Genomic DNA, 14,774 nt, shown 5'->3' on the forward strand with positions numbered 1-14,774 from the left:
CCAAGGCGGCCCGATCGCCTTTCAAAAAACGCCCATGCATCACGTGCGCCAAATATCGGCTCCCGTGCAAAGGCCTCTTCGGGGGAGAGGAAGACGATGATCGCCAAAGCCGAGGTCGCGAAATTCTTCGAGGCCTATGCGAAATTCTACAATGACGCGCTCTTGTCGGATGCCGGTTTGAAGGATGTCGCCGACATCTATTCGTCCGCTTTCATCTCAGTCACCCCTGGCGCGGTAATGGCCGGCGAAAACGGCAAGCAACTGATCGAAATCATGAAGAAGGGCTTCGAGGGCTACAGGGCGATGGGCGCCGGGAAGATGACGTGCAGGGATGTATCCGGGACGCCGATCGATCAGGACCACTGCGTGGCAAAGGTGCAATGGGCCGGGGAGTACCACAACAAGAAGGCGGCTCTCATTACTATTGATTTCGAGGTCAGCTATCTCCTTGAGAGGCGAGACGGGAAGCTGAAGGTGTTCGGCTGGATCAGCGGGGACGAGCAGGCCGAATTCAGGAAACACGGCCTGCTTTAGGTCTCGCTTCGGCGAACGGCGCCCCTACCCGCTCAGCTCCTCAGCCCTGGCGCTTCCTGTCCAGTGCGCTCGACATATTCCGAATAGCCGCCGCCATAGGTGTGGATGCCTTCGGGCGTCAATTCGAGCACGCGGTTCGACAGCGCGGCCAGGAAATGCCGGTCGTGCGAGACGAACAGCATCGTGCCTTCATATTGCGACAGCGCCTCGATCAGCATCTGCTTGGTGGTGATGTCGAGGTGGTTGGTCGGCTCGTCCAGCACCAGCAGGTTGGGCGGGTCGAACAGCATCAGCGCCATCACCAGCCGCGCCTTCTCGCCGCCTGACAGCACCCGGCATTTCTTCTCGATCTCGTCGCCGGAAAACCCGAAACAGCCGGCAAGTGCCCGAAGCGGCGCCTGGCCGGCCTGCGGGAAATTGTCTTCCAGCGTCTGGAACACGGTGCGCTCGCCTTCCAGGAGCTCCATGGCGTGCTGGGCGAAATAGCCCATTTTCACGCTCGGTCCCCGCGCCACCGTGCCTGTATCGGGATCGGAGGCGCCGGCCACCAGCTTCAACAGCGTCGACTTGCCGGCACCGTTGACGCCCATGATGCACCAACGCTCGCGGCGGCGGACCTGGAAGTCGAGCCCTTCATAGATGGTGCGGCTGCCATAGGCCTTGTGCACGTTCTTCAAGGTGACGACATCCTCGCCGCAACGCGGCGCCGGCTGGAACTCGAAATTCACCACCTGGCGGCGCTTGGGCGGTTCGACACGGTCGATCTTGTCGAGCTTCTTCACCCGGCTCTGCACCTGGGCTGCGTGCGAGGCGCGCGCCTTGAAGCGCTCGATGAAGGCGATTTCCTTGGCCAGCATCGCCTGCTGGCGCTCGAACTGCGCCTGCTGCTGCTTGTCGGCGATCGCCCGCTGCTGCTGGTAGAATTCATAATTGCCGGAATAGGCGGTGAGCGATCCCGCATCGATCTCGACGATCTTGTTGACGATGCGGTTCATGAACTCGCGGTCGTGCGAGGTCATCAGCAGCGCGCCTTCATAGCCCTTCAGGAACTGCTCAAGCCAGATCAGGCTTTCGAGGTCGAGATGGTTCGACGGTTCGTCGAGCAGCATGGCGTCGGGGCGCATCAGCAAGATGCGGGCCAGCGCTACGCGCATCTTCCAGCCGCCCGACAGCTTGCCGACATCGCCGTCCATCATCTCCTGGCTGAAGCCGAGACCGTCCAGCACTTCGCGCGCGCGGCCGTCCAGCGCATAGCCGTCGAGCTCCTCGAAGCGGTGCTGCGCCTCGCCATATCGTTCGATGATCTCGTCCATCCGGTCCGCCTGGTCGGAATCGGCCATGGCCGCCTCGAGTTCCGCCATCTCGGCCGCCACGTCGCTGACCGGTCCGGCGCCGTTCATCACCTCGGCCACCGCGCTGTGGCCCGCCATGTCGCCGACATCCTGGCTGAAATAGCCGATGGTGACGCCGCGATCGACCTGCACCTGGCCCTCATCGGGCAGTTCCTGCCCGGTGATCATGCGAAACAGCGTCGTCTTGCCGGCACCGTTGGGTCCGACGAGGCCGATCTTCTCGCCCCTCTGCAGGGAAGCCGACGCCTCGATGAAGACAAGCTGACGGCCGTTCTGCTTGCCGATGTTTTCAAGTCTGATCATGATGTTCCGGGGGGTATCGATGCGGAATTGGAATTTTCCCGCGCCCTTACGCGAATGACGGTGCCGGGGGAAGAGGCAGAAGCGCCGCAGATGCCCGCGGGAGCGCGAGGCGCCGATCTCCTCAAGTCGGGAAATCGGCTGTCGCATAGCCTCGCCCCCCGGCCCGCGCACATAAAAATCGACCGGCGGTCGAAATCCGACAATGTCAAACGACTTCGGTTTGGCGGCCTGCACGGCTTGACCATCGACATCAACGGGACAGGAATACGGGCAATGGCCAAGATGCTTGTGATCTACAAAACCCCGGCCGATCCGGCCGCGTTCGACCGGCACTATTTCGATGTTCATATACCGCTCGCCAAGAAGCTTCCCGGCCTGCGGCGCTACGATGTCAGCAGGCGGCCCATCGTCAAACTCTCGGCGGGCGAGATGCCTTACCTTGTGGGGACATTGTATTTCGACAGCCTCGACGACATCCGCGCCGCGTTCGCCAGCGAAGTCGGCGTTGCCTGCGCCGCCGACCGGCGGATATTGGCCCCGGGCGACGACGATCTGACGATGCTGCTGTTCGACGCCGACGAAGTGTGAACCCGGCCTCCAGACACACTCCAGAAACAAGATTCAACATCCGGGAAAAACTGGCGAAAAGATCGTCTGCGATAACCATCCCGTGGCAGCCGGGCAGCGGCCGCCAGACACGCCAAGGGATAGTGCCTGCAATGCAACGACGTTCGACCGGATGGATGAGTGCCCTGACAGGCATTTCGCTCGCCATGCTTGCGGTCGCACAGTCGGACGCGGAGGCGGCGGTCACCCGGACCGAATATTGCAGCCGGCTCGGCCTTCAACTCGACGGGGCCATCCGGGCCAAGGCCAAACCGGGTGCCAGTGCGAGCCAGATCGCCGAGGTAACGGCACTGCAGGACAAGGCGAACCGGTTCTGCGCCGGGAGCAAGCAGGCGCAAGGCATCCGGATCTACGCCAACGCCCTGAAGCTCCTCGGGGTGACCCCGGTCGACCTCGATCAGTGACGACAGCCATCACCCGAAGATCCGTCCTGAAAGAGGGCGGCTTTTTCTTGCGCGCAATGCCGCGAGCTGTCCGTCCCCCGCTCTCATGCCGATAGCCTATTTCTCGCCCAGATACTGGAAGACCGCCTGTTTCCACCAGTCGCTTTCCATGGTTTGCAGCAGGGCGACATCAAGCTGCTTGCGGAGCCTACTGCCGAGCGGCAGGGCGATGGCATATTGCTGCTGGTCGAAGGTCGCGTCGAGGACCCGCAGGCTCGCGCCGTAGTTCTGTCCGACCAGCCAGCCAAGCAGCGGCTTGTCGTGGACCAGCGCATCGATCTTGCCGGCGCGCAGCGTGTCCAGGCCCTGCTGGACGGTGGCAAAGTCCTGATGGCGGATATGGGTGGAATCCAGGTAGGACGCGGTCGAGGAATTCTGCACGGCGCCGACCCGGACCGTGGCGAGGTCGCTTTCGCCCTGCACCATGCCTTCCATCTGCGTCACGGTCAGCACCGATGTGACGCCGGCGGTGAACACCGCGATGGCGATGATCGATCCCATCATCCACAGCGCGGCCAGCACACGTCCCGGCACGGTTCGCGGACCGAAATCGCCGGTGCTGGCCTGGGTCGCGGCAATCGTCGACCACCACATACTTGAAAACAGGCCCTTGGCGACGCCGCCGCCGAAATCCTCATTGTGGCGGCGTTCGAACATCCAGATCAGGACGCCGACCACGACCGAGATGACGATCAGCGCCAGCACCGCCTGCAGGAAGCCGAACGAGGTCAGCGCGTGCAAAATCGGCCGCCATGACGGCTGGCTGTTGAGCGGTGTAGCGATGCCGAGCCCGGTCGTGAAAAAGGGTTGCGTGAAGTCGACGGCCTTTTCGCGGTCTGCCGTGACCGTGATCGCGGCCATCGCCACGTCGAATTTGCCGCTGACGACGCCGTCGATCTGGTCCTGCACGCCAGGCACTTCGACATAGTGGAAGCGAAGGTTGAGCCGCCCGGCCATCTTCTGCCAGAGGTCGATGCTCAATCCCGACCAGGTGCCGTCCTGCAGCTTGAAGGCGAAGGGCGGCGCGGCCTTTACCCCGACCGATATGTCCTTCGACGACACGTCCGGCGGCAAAGGCAGCTCGGCAGGCGTTTGCGTCTGGCCGACGGCGGCGCCAGCCCCGACGCACGCGGCGACGGCAACGAGGATCAGCGCCATCGTCCACGAAGCAATTCTTCTCAACGGCAACAGCTCCCGGCGACCGATTGCGCCGCGCGATCTGGTCGCGGGCTCGAAAAAATAGCCGCCATGCCGGCCTTCGTCCACCCGCCATGGAGGAGGTGATGCACGGATGTCCGGCGAGATTGATGTGAAAACAATCGTTTGGCACAATTTCCCGATTCAGATGCTGAACGCCGTTACGCAATGCCGGGCGCCGCCCCAACTTGCCCGCGTCTCGCCGTCACCACGGCAGCCTCTTGCCATCGCGAAAAAAGCCGCCAGTCGGGCCGTCGTCGGGCAAGGTCGCGGCCCACACGATGCCCGCCGCCCCTTGCGCCACCGGGCGCCCGCCCGGCCCGCCCATGTCGGTGGCGACCCAGCCCGGGCAGATCGCGTTGACCAGCACGCCCGAGCCGCGCAGTTCGGCCGCCAGCACGCGGGTCAGTGCGTTGAGCGTCGCCTTCGACGTCGAATAGGCTGGCACGCCCGCGCCCATCGAGGTCAGCGAACCGCCTTCGGAGGAGACGTTGACCAGCCTGCCATGGCCGCCCGCCCCGAGCAGCGGCGCGAAGGCGGCGGCCACCCGCCAGGCGCCGAAGACATTGGTCTCGAACGCCTCGCGGATGAGAGTCCAGTCGGGCCGCAAGGCGCGCGAGCCGGTGTCGTAGTGGATGGCGGCGTTGTTGATCAGCACGTCGAGCCGGCCGAACCGGCGCTGCACGTCGTCGGCTGCTCTCGCCGCAGCGTCGGGCGCGGCGACATCGAGCGCAATGGCCTCGACAGCGCCATCGAGCCCTTTCGCCGCCGCCTCCCCCTTGGCGAGATCGCGCACGCCGAGCAGAACGGTGAAGCCGAGCGCCGCGAGTTGCCGCCCGGTTTCAAGCCCGATGCCGCGATTTGCGCCGGTGACGAGGGCGACTTTGTGGGTGTTCATGGGAAGCCTCTTTGTCGGTCATCTCGGGGCAAAATGGCACGGGTGCACCTGTTTTATTAGAGGGAGGAGATAGCAGTCATCATGCGATGACGCGCATGAGTTGGTTGCGCAGGAATCGGGTGTCGGCGGGCGCAGCTATATGCGATCGTTCACCCATCAAGAGGACCGGTCATGCTCACGCTTCACGATTATCTGCCGTCGCAGAACGGCTGGAAGGTCCGGGTCCTGCTAGGGCTGCTGAAGATCCCTCACGTCACGCACCCCGTCTCGATTTTCGAGGGCGAGAGCCATACCGACGCCTTCCTGGCGCTCAACCCGGCAGGCGCGGTCCCGGTCCTTCAACTCGAGGACGGCAGCGCCATCGCCGAATCCAATGCGATCCTCACCTACCTTGCCGAGGGCACGCCCTTCCTGCCGTCGGACCGCTACCGGCGTGCCAAGGTCATGCAGTGGCTGTACTTCGAACAATATAACGTCGAGCCCGTCATCGGCTCGCTGCGCTTCTGGACCCTGACCGGACGGCTCGACCGTAACCAGGCCATGGTTGCCGGCAAGCGCGAAGCCGGAGCCCGTACGCTCGCCGCCCTGAACCGCAGCCTTGGCGAGGCACCGTTTCTCGCCGGCAGCGACCTCACCATCGCCGACATCGCCGTCTATGCCTACAGCCACCGCGCCGGGGATTGCGGCTTTTCGCTCGCGGACTATCCGGGGTTCGCAGCATGGACCAACCGCGTACGCGATGCCATCGGACCCGGCTACCCCGTCCATCCCTACGGCAGCGACCCGCATTCGGGCGCCTGAAGGGCCTACTTCTTCCCCTGTCGATGGATCGTCTCGCCGCGCTTCAGCATCGCGACGAAGGCTTCGATCTTCTTCTTGCGGCCAGCCTCGGTCTTCATGTTGTGGGTGCGGAAGGCGAGCGCGAAGCGGTTCTGCGCGCTGAGCTTTTCCAGCATCGCCTTCGCCGCCGGCTCGGCGTCGATCGCCGCCTGCAGATCATCGGGGATCTTCATCTCCTTGCCGCTGCCATAGGCGCGCGCCCAGCGCCCGTCGGCCTTGGCCGCCTCGACCTCTCTCAGCCCATGCCCGGTCATGCGGCCCTCCTCGACGAGGCGCGCCACATTGTCGACGTTGATCTTGCTCCAGATGCTTTTTTTGCCGCGCGGCGTGTAGCGCTGCAGGAAACTGTTCTCGTCCAGCCCCTTGCGCACGGCATCGATCCAGCCGAAGCACAGCACGACATCGATGGCCTCCTTCGGTGTGATCGACTTCAGTCCCGACCCCACCTTATGCACCTTGACCCACACTTCGGTTTCCGTGGCGTGGTGTTCGCTGAGCCAGGCGTAAAAGCTCGCCGCGTCGGGAAATTCCCGCACCTTGTCGGGGTCGACCTTGACGGGGGCCATCAGTGCACCTGCCCGATCAGTGTCGTTGTCGCTGGCGTCGCCCTCATCCTGCCTCCGGCATCGTGCGATTCCCCGCATCATGATGGCATGTTTCACTGCCAATTTTCGTCAGCAGTGGGGCACGCTGCCGCCGGGCAACGGAACACACCATCCATGGCCGCGTTCCGACAAGAGTGCAACCGCCATGGAGGATCGCGATGGCCGTGCAGACCGTTTTCGCCCATGTCAGCTGCTCCGACCTCGAGCCCAGCATCGACTGGTATGGAAAACTGTTCGGCAAGCCGCCGCTGCGCCGGCCGATGCCTGGCCTTGCCGAATGGCAGTTCACGGAAAGCGCCGAGGTGCAGCTCTTCGAGGACAAGGAAAAAGCCGGCACCTCGACGCTGACGCTCGGCGTGCTGCCCCTGGCGCCAGAACGGCAGAGACTAGTGGATGCGGGCCTCGAACCCGGCCCGATCGAGAAGGCCGGCCGTTCCTGGATCATGCGCATGCGCGATCCCGATGGCAATCTGGTGGTGTTTGCGAGTGCGGAGCGGGAATAGAGCCGCCGCAGCCCAGCGCTCGTGTTCTACACCGGTGTCGGTGCCGCCGGCGTCAGCCCGTGGCGACGCATGATCTCCATCATGCTGGCCTTGTCCGGCGGGCCACCGGCGGCGGCATGGAACATTGCGAAAATCTCGCGGAAATAGTCCGGACCGATCGCCGCCGGGGTCACGATACATAGTACCGTCGCGTCGTTGACGCCCTTGTTGTCGAACCGGTGGACGGCGCCGCGTGGAATGCATAGCGCCTCTCCCGCTCCGACATCGATCGCCTTGCCGTCTACGGTCCAGGTCAGCACCCCGTCAACGCCGTAGATCGTCTCTTCATAATGATCGTGGCTGTGCGCCGGCGCCAGCAGCCGCGATCCGCCAGCCACTTTCAACTCGAAGGCGGCGACGCTGCCGTTCGAACTGTCGCCCGTCACCAGGAAGCGAATCGATAGCATCTTGTCGCCGATGGCCTCTTCGGCTGGATTGACCTGAAGATTCATGGATGACATTGCGCAAACCCCTCCGGTAAATTACATTTACTAGCAATCAGTAAACTCAATTTACCGGATCGTCAATGGCCACGTCCACCGAAGTTCTGCAGACCAAGACCGAGGACCTTTTGATCGGCGCCCTGTTGCGCGTGCCGGCGCAGGCGATCCAGCGCCGGCTGATCAAGGAGCTCAACGACGCGGGTTTCGACGAATTGCGCCTGCCGCACATGGCCGTGCTGCAGTTTCCCGGCCCGGACGGGGCGCGGCCCGGCACGATCGCCGAGCGGGCCGGCATGAGCAAGCAAGCCATCAACCAGTTGCTCAGCAGTCTGGAAGGCTACGGCTACCTCGTCCGCTCCGACGGTGAAGGCAGCGCGCGCGTGGTTCGGTCCACCGAGCGCGGCCACGCCGCTTTCTGGAAAATGGTCGACATATTGCGCGACATCGAGGAGGAGTGGCGCACCGAACTCGGACCGCAGCGCTTCGCCCAGTTAAAGGCGCTGTTGTTCGTCGTTTGGGATAGCCCGCTGGTACGCTGACGGGACGAGGCTCATATGGGCTGGCATAATCGGCCCGTCCGATGACACCATCGGTTTCTTCCGTTTTCGCTTTCCGCATCGAGCTGCCAATTCCCTGCCCTTGTCCAACCAAACGAAGGCAGAGCGGATATGAGCATTTCGAACCAAAAGATCCTGATCGTCGGCGGAGGATCCGGCATGGGCCTGGCGCTTGCAAGGCGCTGCCTCGAAGCCGGGGCCGAAGTCATCATCGCCGGGCGCGGCGAAGACAGGCTGCGGCAGGCTCGTGAGGCGCTGGGCAATAGCGCCGCCCTCGAAACAACCACTGTCGACATCACGCGGGAAGATCAGGTCGCGGCGTTGTTCGCCGGGATCGGCGGCCTCGACCATATCGTCAGCACCGCCGCCGACATCGAAGGCGCCTACCGGCTGCTGCCGGAACTCGATCTCGCGGCGGCGCAACGCGTGGTAGACAGCAAGATCTTCGGGCCGCTGCTGCTGGCCAAGCACGGCGCGCCACGGCTGGCAGTGCCCGGCTCGATGACCTTCGTTTCCGGCATCGCCGCCTACCGGCCGGCCGCGCGCGGTTCGGTCGTCGCCGCCGTCAATGCCGCGCTCGAAGGGATGGTGCGGGCGCTGGCGGTGGAACTCGCGCCGATCCGCGTCAACGCCGTGTCGCCCGGCTGGGTCGATACCGAGATTTGGGCGCAGGTGGCCGGCGAGAGGAAAGCAGAGACACTTGCGGCGATGGCCGAGCGGCTGCCGGTCGGCAGGATCGGCCAGCCCGACGACATCGCCGACGCGATTTTCTTCCTCATGGGCAATGGTTTTACGACTGGCACGACGCTGCATGTCGAGGGCGGGCATCGCTTGGTCTAGCTGACCACGGCTTTCCCGGAATTGTTTAGAAACAAGGCCTTGGAGCGGTTCGCCAATTCAGATCCTGAGCCGGTTCCGGAGTGCGGCGGCGCCAGTGTGTCGCGCGCGGCGGCAAGCAGGTGCCGGAGTGCCGGCGGCTGGACGCGCCGGCGCCGCCAGATCATCGTCAGCGGCGCCACTTGCGCTCGGCCAGGCCATGGCAGTTCCATCAGCTCACCACGCTGAAGCGCGTCGCTGACGGCCAGACGTGGAACGAGGCCCAGCCCCGCGCCGGCCGCGACCAGCCGGGCAATGGCGCCGATGCTGCCGACTTCGGCGGCAAATCCCGAGGCTCCGATGCCCGCCTCGGCGAAGGCGGTGTCGAACATGTGCCGGTAGATGCATCCAGGCTCCGTTGCCACGAAACGTTTTGCGGCAAGGGCGGCCAGATCGCACGGAACCAGATTCTGCCCCGGCGCGGCGATCAGCACCAACGGCTCGGCCGCTATCGTATGCCTGGCGAAGCGTTGATCAACGCCGCCATTTGGAACATCGCGGCGATTGAAGCAGAAGGCGACATCGATGTCGCCGTCCTCCAGCTGGCGCAGCAGCGTGCCGCTGTCGGTCACCTTCATCCGGACGGCGATGTCGGGGTGGCTGGCCTGGAACCCCGGCAGCCAGGGCGCCAGGCGGGCCGAGGCGATCGTCTCCAGCGCACCGATAGTCAGAACGCCGCTGGTCTGGCCAGACGCCGCCTGAACGGCGGCACGCGCCTCGCCGTCCAGCCGCAGCAGCTCTTCGGCGATGGGCCTCAGCGCCAGCCCCGCCGGCGTCAGCTCCAGCCCTGATTTCGAGCGTGTGAACAAGGCAGCGCCCAGCTCGGCCTCCAACGACTGGACCTGGTCGCTGACGCTCGACTGGGCGAGATGAACCATCTCGGCGGCGCGCGTGATGTTGCGGCTGCGCGCCACCGCGAGGAAGGTCTTGAGCAGTCTTGGATGCATGGGCTGGCCGAAATCGCCGGGCCTACTGCAGCTGCGGCTTTTTCAGGAAACTGCCGCGGTCGGCGGATTTGACGCGCAGCCAGGTCTCGCGGCCGTCGCGCACCACCCGCATCGGGATCTCGGCACCGGCCGAGCCGCTTTCCCAAAGCTTGCGATAGAAATCGGCGAGCCCGTCGACCTCACCGTCGCGGACCTCGGAAATGACGTCGCCTTCGCGCAGGCCGGCCTTGGCCGCCGGGCCGCCCTCGGTCACGCTCATCACCACCACCTTGCCGTCGCTTTCGGCCGACAGCGCGCCGAGCCACGGGCGCGGCGGCTTGGCCACGTGGCCACGCGTCAGCAGGTCGTCGAGGATGGGCGGCAACAGGTCGATCGGAACCACCATGTTGATATCGGCAACCTCGCCGGCGCGGCTCATCTGCAAGCGCAGCGAACCGATGCCGAGCAGCGCGCCCTCGGCGTTGAACAATGGCGCGCCGCCCCAGGACGGATGCGCCGGCGCGATGAAGATCGCTTCGTCGAGCAGATACTCCCAATAGCCGGCGAATTCCTGCTTGGTGACGATCTTGGCCTCGATCGCCCGGCCGATGCCGTCGGCAAGCACCACCGCGTCGCCGACCCTGGCCTTACCGGCATCACCCAGCGCCACGGCCGGCAGACCGGTCGGCGCCAGCGCCTGAACGAGGCCGAAGCCCGATTCCTGATCGTAGGCGAGCGCGTGAGCGGGGATGACGCGGCCGTCATGCGAGGTCAGCCAGACCTCCTCCGCCTCTGTGATGAGATAGCCGATGGTCAGCACCAGCCCGTCACTGCGGATGACGACGCCGCTGCCTTCCCTGAGTGTGCCCAGTGCCCCGGCCGTGAAGGCATCCTCCGGAACGGTCGCCCGCACGGCAACGACGGAACGCGGATTGGGATTGATGGTCATGATTTTGTCCTGCGATGCGAATGCCTGGCGGCTTCTTCTATAGGTATGCCACGGGGGAGATGCTGCAAGGGGGTGAGAAACGGTGGCCATAGGGCAGGAAAAGCCAACCGCTCGGCTTTTCGAATTTCGAACGCCCGGCAGGCGATGCGTCGCGCCCCGCACTGACAATAGTTCAACACAAGTTGAACTTCCCTCTCCGCAGCCCTAGCTATGGGTGACCTGCCATCCTCCCACGATACGAGAGCCGACATGACCGAATATACCCCGCCGAAAGTATGGACCTGGAACAAGGGCAATGGTGGCGCCTTTGCCAGTATCAACCGGCCGATCGCCGGACCGACGCACGACAAGGAACTGCCGGTCGGCAAGCACCCGCTGCAGCTTTATTCGCTGGCGACGCCAAACGGCGTCAAGGTGACGGTGATGCTCGAAGAGCTCCTGGCGCTTGGCCACGAGGGCGCCGAATACGATGCATGGCTGATCCGCATCAACGATGGCGACCAGTTTGGCAGCGGCTTTGTCGAGGTCAATCCCAATTCCAAAATCCCGGCGCTGATGGACCATAGCGGCAAGTCCCCGGTGCGCGTCTTCGAATCCGGCTCGATCCTGGTCTATCTCGCCGAGAAATTCGGCGAATTCCTGCCGGCCGAGCAGCCGGCGCGGGCGGAAGTGCTATCCTGGCTGTTCTGGCAGATGGGCTCGGCCCCTTATCTCGGCGGCGGCTTTGGCCATTTCTACGCCTATGCACCGGAAAAGATCGAATATGCCATCGACCGCTTCTCGATGGAGGTGAAGCGCCAGATGGACGTTCTCGACCGCCGTCTGGCCGAAACGGAATATCTTGGCGGCAAGGATTACACCATCGCCGACATGGCGGTCTGGCCCTGGTATGGCGGGCTGGCGCTCGGCCGGCAGTATAATGATTCCGCCACCTTCCTGTCGGTGCACGAGTATAAAAACGTGCAGCGCTGGGCGAAGGTGATCGACGAACGACCCGCGGTAAAGCGTGGCCGCATGGTCAACCGCGCCTTCGGCGAACCGGCCATGCAGCTGCACGAACGCCATGACGCCAGCGATTTCGACACCAGGACGCAGGATAGGCTCGCCGCCGAGTAGATTCAGGAAAGCTCCGTCAAAAGCCCATCACCGGCGTTAAACCGGTGATGGGCTTTTTGCTTGATGCATGAGACGGATCAGTGGAGAACTTCCACGATCTGACGGGTGTCGGGATCCACCAGCACGGTCTGATCATTAATCACCGCGACGCGATACCTGACGTTGGGAACTTCACGCAGTTCGACCTTGTCCGGCACAGAGGAGCCGAGCTTGAGTTCGACGCCCAGAAGGTTCACCGACGCCAGCGGTTCCCTCTTGATATATTCGCGAACGACCGTCTCCTGTTCCGGCTGGACCACGATGGTGTCCGCCAGAGCCGCGCCGACGCCGCCCAGCAGGACGATCGCAGCCGCAGCACTCGTAAGATAATGTTTCATGACAACCTCCATGATTGGCTATTCGCTCCGCCTGAAGGGAAACTCTCACGCAAGTCGGAGGTTCCATATCTGCTTGTGAAATAAATGAGGCGCTTAACCAACAATATGCCACATTTTGTTACAAATATAAGTGAATATATCCACACTAGCATGCTTTGCAGGTCTAATAAAACTTCTTCTGGATTGCGGGACAATCAAGGCATATCGGCTTGAAAGGCAAGAAATGACGCTAGAGCTATCTAACGTATAGCGAGGGGTGTCGCTCCCGTGCTTTACCTCGCCTCCAAAAAAGGCCCGCCCTGCCGGGAGCAGGAGCGGGCCTCCAACGGACCGGTGGAGGTGGCGCCTCACCGATCGAGGTAGGAAAACGCACGCACCGCGGCTTCGTTCCACCGTGGCCGCCGCGATTTACCGGAAGTGCGCCGCGGCGAATTCTGCGCGATGCTGAATACGCTGGCCAGCAAGGCCCTGAGAGATTCTCCCGCGGGCGGAGGGATAGCGAGCCGCGGGTGGCGCCGTTAATGCCGGACGCCGTCCCGGTGTAACGGCGGCACCGGGTTGACTGCATCCTGGCCCATCGCGGTGTCTTGTGCGCGCCTGTAGATTAGCCCCAGGACGAGCACGAAGTAGCCGACCTGCAGGACGACCAGGACCACCGCAGTCCAGGCAAGCGCCTCCCAGAAGGAACCGGTAGCAATATAGGTCCAGACCGCGACAAGGATCGTGGTCGCCGACATTCCGACGAGAAATGGCCCAAAATACATCGACCTTCAAGATCCCCCAACCCGTCCCGGTCCGGGCGACTCCCTGCCCAAATCTCCATCCGCGCACAGGTTTTCATTATTTTAGCAACTACGCAAGTATGCGGTGTCCCTCGACATCCCCTTAGAAATTTGTTGCACGGTGGCGCTGGCAGGAGCAGGTTGATGCTCACGGACCGCGGTAATCGGGAAAAGAAGTCCGGGGGGATTGGGGAATGACGCTTAAATTGATCGGGGCCGGTTTCGGCCGCACCGGCACATGGTCGACCTTTGCCGCATTGAACAAGCTCGGCCTGCCCTGCTATCACATGCAGGAAGTGATCATGAACAAGGCCAACACAGGCCATCTCGATTTCTGGCGCAAGGTGGCCAACAGCCCGCCCGGTTCGCAGCAGGACTGGGGCAAGGTGTTCGCCAACTACACCGCCACGGTCGACAATCCAGGCTGCTGCGTGTGGCGCGAACTGATGGTGGCCTACCCCGACGCCAAGGTGCTGCTGACATTGCACCCACGCGGCGCCGAGGCGTGGTACGAAAGCACGATCGACACCATCTACTTCACCGAGAACCTGTGGCAGTTCAAGATCCTGGAATGGCTCACCCCGTTCGGCCGGAAGTTCGGCGACATGTCGCGCAAGCTCATCTGGGGCCGCACATTGGCCGGTGTCATGGGCGACCGGGATAGGGCGGTTGCCCGCTACAATGCCTATGTCGACGAAGTGAAGGCAGCCGTGCCGCCGGAAAAGCTGCTGGTGTTCAAGGTCAGTGACGGCTGGGCCCCGCTCTGCCATTTTCTCGACGTGGCGCAGCCGAACGAACCCTTCCCAAACCTGAACGACCGCGAAACGATCAAGAAGATCATCCGCGACATCATCACGGGCTCCTACATCATGCTGGGACTGACGGTGGCTGCCATCGCGGCGGTGATCGCGGCATTGTGGTGGTGGCTGGGCTGACCGCAAGCCCAGGCGCGCCTGCCTGCTTGGAGCGGGCCGAGTTTTTCGCTCCCGAAACAAACGACCTCACCGACTGCCAGCTTTCGGTCGGGCAGGCTGACTAGCAACTGCTCTCGTTGGAATTTTGCGCTTGCCTTCCCTGCCGGACGGGTCACCAGTTCATGGCCGTTCGACCAGGCTTTTGCCCCTTCTCAACCCCGCTGCAAAGCCGCATGATTATATCTCGATTGGATGAAATAGCGGAACATCCAATGGACATTGCCGGAACCGAACAGGGCCCCCCGGACTTTTGCGCGCACCACCCAAGACCTTGGTCCTACAAGGGAAACCGGATGGTTCGATCCGCGACGCGCAGGCAACGCGCGCCGGTCGGTCCAGAGGCGCCGGCACTTTGCCATCTCGCGTCATCGCCATGCCCGCAATGCCGCCTGATGATTGGCCGATTGTGCCCGGCTAGAATGCAGGGCCTTGC

At 63.5% G+C, this 14,774-nt stretch carries 18 protein-coding genes; 9 read left to right on the forward strand and 9 right to left on the reverse strand.

Annotated features, from left to right (window positions below):
• On the forward strand, positions 1–534 hold a 534-nt coding region (locus FJ492_RS22785; protein WP_246676090.1), incomplete at its 5' end, for a hypothetical protein.
• Between the two features lie 32 nt (positions 535–566).
• On the opposite strand, the gene FJ492_RS22790 is transcribed toward FJ492_RS22785, so the two are convergent.
• Positions 567–2,189 (reverse strand): ABC-F family ATP-binding cassette domain-containing protein, encoded by a 1,623-nt coding sequence (locus FJ492_RS22790; RefSeq protein ID WP_140772388.1) that lies wholly within the window; start codon positions 2,187–2,189, stop codon positions 567–569.
• Positions 2,190–2,426: 237 nt separating this feature from the next.
• Here FJ492_RS22790 and FJ492_RS22795 point away from each other — a divergent pair, with 237 nt between their 5' ends.
• Entirely contained in the window at positions 2,427–2,777 is a 351-nt protein-coding gene (locus FJ492_RS22795) for an EthD family reductase (protein ID WP_246676091.1), read from the forward strand.
• A 131-nt stretch (positions 2,778–2,908) separates the two neighbouring features.
• The gene (locus FJ492_RS22800; protein WP_181166725.1) at positions 2,909–3,220 is read left to right on the forward strand and encodes a hypothetical protein; all 312 of its coding nucleotides are present in this window, start codon (positions 2,909–2,911) and stop codon (positions 3,218–3,220) included.
• A gap of 96 nt (positions 3,221–3,316) precedes the next feature.
• Here the strand turns inward: FJ492_RS22800 and FJ492_RS22805 are convergent, their stop codons facing one another.
• Together FJ492_RS22805 and FJ492_RS22810 are read right to left on the reverse strand one after the other, a co-directional pair.
• Positions 3,317–4,441, reverse strand: a complete 1,125-nt coding sequence (locus FJ492_RS22805; RefSeq protein WP_246676092.1) for a transporter substrate-binding domain-containing protein — start codon at positions 4,439–4,441, stop codon at positions 3,317–3,319.
• Between the two features lie 220 nt (positions 4,442–4,661).
• Positions 4,662–5,354, reverse strand: coding sequence for an SDR family NAD(P)-dependent oxidoreductase (locus tag FJ492_RS22810; RefSeq protein ID WP_140772390.1), 693 nt, complete (start codon positions 5,352–5,354; stop codon positions 4,662–4,664).
• A 171-nt stretch (positions 5,355–5,525) separates the two neighbouring features.
• On the opposite strand from FJ492_RS22810, the gene FJ492_RS22815 reads away from it, so the two are divergent.
• Positions 5,526–6,155 carry a glutathione S-transferase family protein gene (locus FJ492_RS22815; RefSeq protein WP_140772392.1) on the forward strand — a complete coding sequence of 210 codons (630 nt, stop codon included), beginning with the start codon at positions 5,526–5,528 and terminating at the stop codon, positions 6,153–6,155.
• Between the two features lie 5 nt (positions 6,156–6,160).
• Here the strand turns inward: FJ492_RS22815 and FJ492_RS22820 are convergent, their stop codons facing one another.
• On the reverse strand, positions 6,161–6,760 hold the full coding sequence (locus FJ492_RS22820; RefSeq protein ID WP_140772394.1) for a YdeI family protein: 600 nt from the start codon (positions 6,758–6,760) through the stop codon (positions 6,161–6,163).
• A gap of 197 nt (positions 6,761–6,957) precedes the next feature.
• On the opposite strand from FJ492_RS22820, the gene FJ492_RS22825 reads away from it, so the two are divergent.
• A complete protein-coding gene (locus FJ492_RS22825; protein ID WP_140713916.1) occupies positions 6,958–7,302 on the forward strand; it encodes a VOC family protein in 345 nt (114 codons plus the stop codon).
• Between the two features lie 26 nt (positions 7,303–7,328).
• On the opposite strand, the gene FJ492_RS22830 is transcribed toward FJ492_RS22825, so the two are convergent.
• Entirely contained in the window at positions 7,329–7,802 is a 474-nt protein-coding gene (locus tag FJ492_RS22830) for a cupin domain-containing protein (protein WP_140751484.1), read from the reverse strand.
• Between the two features lie 65 nt (positions 7,803–7,867).
• Between FJ492_RS22830 and FJ492_RS22835 the strand changes: the two genes are divergently transcribed.
• Together FJ492_RS22835 and FJ492_RS22840 are read left to right on the forward strand one after the other, a co-directional pair.
• Positions 7,868–8,323: a MarR family winged helix-turn-helix transcriptional regulator gene (locus tag FJ492_RS22835; protein ID WP_027144235.1), complete on the forward strand. Its 456-nt coding sequence runs from the start codon at positions 7,868–7,870 to the stop codon at positions 8,321–8,323.
• A 129-nt stretch (positions 8,324–8,452) separates the two neighbouring features.
• Entirely contained in the window at positions 8,453–9,181 is a 729-nt protein-coding gene (locus FJ492_RS22840) for an SDR family oxidoreductase (protein WP_140751486.1), read from the forward strand.
• Here FJ492_RS22840 and FJ492_RS22845 read toward each other — a convergent pair.
• Both FJ492_RS22845 and FJ492_RS22850 read right to left on the reverse strand, forming a co-directional pair.
• A complete protein-coding gene (locus tag FJ492_RS22845; RefSeq protein ID WP_140772396.1) occupies positions 9,178–10,164 on the reverse strand; it encodes a LysR family transcriptional regulator in 987 nt (328 codons plus the stop codon). The two genes, FJ492_RS22840 and FJ492_RS22845, sit on opposite strands and share 4 nt — an antisense overlap.
• A 22-nt stretch (positions 10,165–10,186) precedes the next feature.
• On the reverse strand, positions 10,187–11,092 hold the full coding sequence (locus FJ492_RS22850) for a S1C family serine protease (protein WP_140713924.1): 906 nt from the start codon (positions 11,090–11,092) through the stop codon (positions 10,187–10,189).
• A gap of 249 nt (positions 11,093–11,341) precedes the next feature.
• On the opposite strand from FJ492_RS22850, the gene yghU reads away from it, so the two are divergent.
• Complete coding sequence (gene yghU, locus FJ492_RS22855; RefSeq protein ID WP_140772398.1) at positions 11,342–12,208, forward strand: glutathione-dependent disulfide-bond oxidoreductase; 867 nt, start codon at positions 11,342–11,344, stop codon at positions 12,206–12,208.
• Positions 12,209–12,285: 77 nt separating this feature from the next.
• On the opposite strand, the gene FJ492_RS22860 is transcribed toward yghU, so the two are convergent.
• Entirely contained in the window at positions 12,286–12,585 is a 300-nt protein-coding gene (locus FJ492_RS22860; RefSeq protein WP_140508581.1) for a DUF1236 domain-containing protein, read from the reverse strand.
• A gap of 518 nt (positions 12,586–13,103) precedes the next feature.
• The gene (locus FJ492_RS22865; protein ID WP_140713928.1) at positions 13,104–13,349 is read right to left on the reverse strand and encodes an exopolysaccharide production repressor protein; all 246 of its coding nucleotides are present in this window, start codon (positions 13,347–13,349) and stop codon (positions 13,104–13,106) included.
• Positions 13,350–13,561: 212 nt separating this feature from the next.
• Here FJ492_RS22865 and FJ492_RS22870 point away from each other — a divergent pair, with 212 nt between their 5' ends.
• A complete protein-coding gene (locus FJ492_RS22870) occupies positions 13,562–14,302 on the forward strand; it encodes a sulfotransferase family protein (RefSeq protein ID WP_140772400.1) in 741 nt (246 codons plus the stop codon).
• Positions 14,303–14,774 lie beyond the last annotated feature (472 nt).

The organism is Mesorhizobium sp. B2-5-4 (assembly GCF_006441095.1).
GTDB classification, from domain to species: Bacteria; Pseudomonadota; Alphaproteobacteria; order Rhizobiales; family Rhizobiaceae; genus Mesorhizobium; species Mesorhizobium salmacidum.